At 67.2% G+C, this 4,532-nt stretch carries 5 protein-coding genes and 1 pseudogene; 2 read left to right on the forward strand and 4 right to left on the reverse strand.

Features of this window, described 5'->3' with window-relative positions; translation table 11 throughout:
- The 4 genes and pseudogenes from SFU54_RS09310 to metG all read right to left on the reverse strand — a co-directional run.
- Window positions 1-165, reverse strand: a pseudogene (locus tag SFU54_RS09310) (16S rRNA (adenine(1518)-N(6)/adenine(1519)-N(6))-dimethyltransferase); the annotation flags it as partial.
- Window positions 162-1,100, reverse strand: a complete 939-nt coding sequence (locus tag SFU54_RS09315) for a TatD family hydrolase (protein ID WP_319016006.1) — start codon at window positions 1,098-1,100, stop codon at window positions 162-164. The pseudogene SFU54_RS09310 and the gene SFU54_RS09315, both read right to left, overlap by 4 nt.
- A 123-nt stretch (window positions 1,101-1,223) precedes the next feature.
- Window positions 1,224-1,775, reverse strand: coding sequence for a hypothetical protein (locus SFU54_RS09320; protein ID WP_319016002.1), 552 nt, complete (start codon window positions 1,773-1,775; stop codon window positions 1,224-1,226).
- Between the two features lie 83 nt (window positions 1,776-1,858).
- Window positions 1,859-3,433: a methionine--tRNA ligase gene (gene metG, locus SFU54_RS09325; RefSeq protein ID WP_319016003.1), complete on the reverse strand. Its 1,575-nt coding sequence runs from the start codon at window positions 3,431-3,433 to the stop codon at window positions 1,859-1,861.
- 54 nt (window positions 3,434-3,487) lie between these two features.
- Here metG and SFU54_RS09330 point away from each other — a divergent pair, with 54 nt between their 5' ends.
- Window positions 3,488-4,033, forward strand: a complete 546-nt coding sequence (locus SFU54_RS09330; RefSeq protein WP_319016004.1) for a hypothetical protein — start codon at window positions 3,488-3,490, stop codon at window positions 4,031-4,033.
- Window positions 4,034-4,051: 18 nt separating this feature from the next.
- On the forward strand, window positions 4,052-4,519 hold the full coding sequence (locus SFU54_RS09335) for a hypothetical protein (RefSeq protein WP_319016005.1): 468 nt from the start codon (window positions 4,052-4,054) through the stop codon (window positions 4,517-4,519).
- Window positions 4,520-4,532: the final 13 nt, after the last annotated feature.

Raw genomic sequence — 4,532 nt, forward strand, 5'->3', positions numbered from 1 at the left:
GCCGACCTCGAGCACGGGCTCGGCGGGCAGCAGCGCCGCGGTCTGCACGATGCGGCGCACGGTGTTGGCGTCGTGCACAAAGTTTTGGCCCAGCTTCTTGGTGGGCATGACGTCGAGCAGTGCCGCGAGGTCGCGCACTTCGGCGGGGCCGAGCAGGGCGCTCACTGCGCACCCGCTGGGGTGGGGCCCGCCGCCGCGCCGAGATCGAGCGGGTCACCGGGCACGTCGGTCGTCGTCGCAACGGGGTGCGCGTCCCACGAGCCGTAGACGAGCTCGGTCGTCGCACTCAATTGCGCCGCGAACTCGTCGACGTCGACGCCCAGGTGCTCGGCGATCGCGCGCACCGTGTGAGGCAGCAGGTAGGGCCCGTTCGGCCGGCCGCGGTGCGGGTGCGGCGTCAAGAACGGCGCATCGGTTTCGACGAGCAGCAGCGAGCGCGGCAGCACGTCGAGCGCCTCGCGCAGATTGTGCGCGTTCTTGAACGTCACCGTGCCGGCCATGCTCGCGTACCAGCCGTGCTCGGCGCACAGGGTCGCGAGCTCGACGCCTCCGCTAAAGCAGTGGAACACCGTGCGCTCGGGGGCGCCCACGCGCAGCAGCGTTTCCACGATGTCGTCGTGCGCATCGCGGTCATGAATCTGCAACGCCAAGTCGTGCTTCTTGGCGATGGCGATGTGGGCTTCGAAGGCGGCGAGCTGGGCGTCGCGTCCGCTACCCGGCTCGGTGCGGAAGTAGTCGAGGCCCGTCTCACCGACGGCGACCACGCGGGGTTGCGCGGCGAGGTCGTCGATCACGGCGAGAGCGGCATCCAACTCGCCCGATTCGGCGAGCGCCGGGGCCTCATTGGGGTGGATGGCGACCGCGGCGAGCACCCGAGGCTCGCGCGCCGCGACCGCGGCCGACCAGCGACTCGTGAGCACGTCGGTGCCCACTTGCACCACGCCGCGCACGCCGACCGCGGATGCTCGATCAAGGTGCTCGCGGTAGTGCATCGGGTTCTCGCCGTCGGCGATCTCGAGGTGCGTGTGGTTGTCATACACGGGCACCGCGAGCGGCTCAGGGTTGGGCGGATAACTGAGGTCGCGCGTCGAACCCTCCATGGTCGCGCGGGCGCGCACATGCGCGTCGAGCGCTGCCGCGTCGTGCTGATCCGTCACCGTGTTGCCTCCCCCACGACCGTACCGCGCGCGGGGTGGTCGAGCGGCGGTCGACGCGGACGGCGGCTAAGCCGAGGCGGGCGGTTGCTCGTCGGTCTGCTCGGGCGACGGAGACGGCGACTCGGCCGGCGACGCGGCCTGCTCCTGCGAACCTTGGAAGGCGGAGCGCAGAATGCTGAACGCTCCGAGAGCACCGAAGGCCAGCGCGATCAAGAAGTCGACGGTGTAGGCCTCAAAGACCACCGGAAGCCCCGCGTGGAACGAGCTCCAGAACAAGGGCTGGCCCAGCGCCTCGAAAGGGCTGATGTCGCGCTGCATCGCGATGACATTGGCGAAGTCGCTGACGAGGCCGGCGTAGAAGCTCAGCAGAACGGTCACGACCACGATGCCGGTGACGACACTCGCGCCGACCTTGCTGACAACGCCGCCCGAGCCGAGGCGATAGAGAAACGCGGCGCCGAGCGCTACGACGAACGACACGATTGCAGCGAGATACCCGAGGTTCCAGATCACGAGCCACAAGGCAACGCCCACCGGCACCGCAACAAGGGCCAGCAGCGTGCCGCGAAGAACGTTTTCGCGGGCGGGAATCGGCGCAGAAGAAGGCGACGTCGTCATGGCTACCTCGGGGTGGTGGGTCGATGTTTGCTCAACACTATCGAGCGCTCTCGACACCCGCCGACGACACAACCGACGAAGAACTACTCGGCCTCGATGCGGGGGAACAGCGCCTCGAGCGGCTGCGTCTGCGTGCCTGCGGGCAACTGACCCCACGTGCCCGCGCTCGGGATGCTCTGCTCACGCAACCCACCCAGCGCACCCTCGGCCCCGAGCGCAACCCACAACTTCTGGGCGGCCTGAGGAGTCACGGGCGAGAGCAACACGGCAAGAGCCCGCAGCCCCTCGGCCGCGGTGTACAGAATCGTGTGCAGCCGCTCCTCGAGAGCGGGATCTTTCGCGACCTTCCACGGCTCTTGCAGCGTGATGTAGCCGTTGAGCTCGTCGACGATCGTCCACACGGCCGCGATCGCATCGTGGATCGCGAAGGTGTCGATGGCCCGCTGGGCGGCGACCACCGCATCCGCCACGGTCTTCTGAATACCTCGTTCGGCATCCGTCGCCTCACCAGAGGCGGGCACGACGCCATCGCAGTACTTGCCGACCATCGCGATGACGCGCGAGGCGAGGTTGCCGAAGCCGTTGGCGAGCTCGGCTTGGTAGCGCGCCGCGAGGTCTTCCCAACTGAACGAGCCGTCTTGACCGAAGTTGATGGCGCTCATGAAGTAGTAACGGAAGGCGTCGCTACCGAACACGTCGGTGATCTGGTGCGGAGCGATGCCCGTGAGCTTCGACTTCGACATCTTCTCGCCGCCGACGAGCAGCCAGCCGTGGCCAAACACACGCGCGGGGGGCTGCAGGTCAGCAGCCATGAGCATGGCCGGCCAGATGACGGCGTGGAAGCGCGCAATGTCTTTGCCGACGAGCTGCACGGCCGGCCAGCGGCGCGAGAAGTTCTCGTCGTCACTGCCCCAGCCGATGGCGCTGATGTAGTTGAGGAGGGCGTCGAACCATACGTAGGTGACGTGGCTGTCGTCCCACGGAATCCGCACACCCCAGTCGAAACTCTGCCGTGAGATCGAGAGGTCGTCGAGACCGCGCCGCACGAAGCTCATGATCTCGTTGCGCAAGCTCGGCGGCTGAATGAAGTCGGGCTGCGATTCGTAAAGGTCGAGCAGCTTCTGCTGAAAGGTGCTGAGGGCGAAGAAGTAGTTCTTCTCCTTGAGCACTTCGATGGGGCGACCGTGGATGGCGCACACCTGCTGCCCGACAAACTCACCCGCGCCCGGCACGAGGTCGTCGGCTTGCTTGTATTCCTCACACCCGACGCAGTAGTAGCCCTCGTACTCGCCCTCGGTGATGAAGCCGGTGTCGTAGAGCTTCTGCAAGAACTGCTGCACAACCTTTTCGTGGCGCGGCTCGGTCGTGCGAATGAAGTCGTCGTTGGCGATGTCGATCGTGTCGAGCAGGGGCTTCCACGCCGACTCGACGAGCTTGTCGGCCCACTCTTGCGGGGTGACGCCGTTGGCCACCGCGGTGCGCAGAATCTTCTGGCCGTGCTCATCGGTTCCCGTGAGCGACCACGTGTCGACGCCCGACTGCCGGTGCCAGCGCGCGAGCACGTCGGCGGCCACCTCGGTATAGGCATGCCCGATGTGGGGAACGTCATTGACGTAGAAGATCGGGGTGGCGATATAGAAGCGGTCGGCTGCGGCCATAGTGGTGCCAGCCTACCGGCGCGCTCGACCCCATTTCGCGATACCATAGCGCCCGTGAGGATCTCTAGATTCTTCGCAGGGGGGCTCGTGAGCGCGGCGGTCGTCGCCACGCTCAGCGGGTGTGTTGGCGCGCCGCCTCTCACGATCTTCGGCGGGCTCGCTGACCGCTGCTTTCCGACGCGCACGGTCGACGGCGGCTACTTCGCGCTCATCGGCATCACGGTGACGAACGACACCGGCCGCAGCATCATTCTTCGGGATGCCCGCATCGACGAACTCGACAACGCCACGGTCGCCGAGATGAGTGTCGTGCCCGTGCCGAGCGCCTACTCAACGTTCGGCGTTGCCCCGGGCGGCGAGCTGTCGACCGAGCAAGTGGACCTCTGGCGCGACCGCGCGCCGATCGAGGGCACGGTTATCGAGCCGCGGTCGACCGTCGAAATCGTCGTTGAACTGCACGCGAAGGACTACACCGACTACGCGGGCCTCCGCGGCCTACGCTTGCGGTACGACGACGGCTGGTTCTCGGCCACGAGTGTGGCCGAGGCCACCGTCGGCTTCGTGCCGCCGTGGTCGCGCTGCGGCGCGCACCTCGGCTGAGCGCGTAGCGTGGCAGTCGTGCATCCCCGTCGCGCTGTCGTCGCCCTCGCCGTGCCCGCCGCTGTTGCCGTGCTATTGGCCGGGTGCAGCGGGTCACCAAGCGATCCGCTCGGCAACCTCTCGGGCTGCATCGCGGACGAGTCGGGAACCATCGCCATCGGCGTCTCGAACTCATCCGACGAAGCGATTGTGATCGCGGGTGTCGAACTACTCGAATCGTCGGGAGTCGAGATCATCGACCGCTTTATTGCAATCGACGAGGATGCCCGCTCAACCGCCGTGCTGTTCGAGTCGAGCGGCCGCGAGAGCGTCGGCGGAGGCGACCTCGGCCAGACTGCTATCGAGCCGGGCGAAGCGGCTTATGTGGGCGTCGAGGTCGAGCGCACCGGTTCGGCCGAGGGCCGCGTCGACGGCCTGCTGCTCACGGTCGACGGTGAAGAGCAGGGCGCTCCCGTCACGCTCGACCTGCGCGACTCCTGCGACTAAGTCAGCGCTGTCA

Source organism: Microcella sp. (genome assembly GCF_033763155.1).
Classification (GTDB): Bacteria; Actinomycetota; Actinomycetes; order Actinomycetales; family Microbacteriaceae; genus Microcella.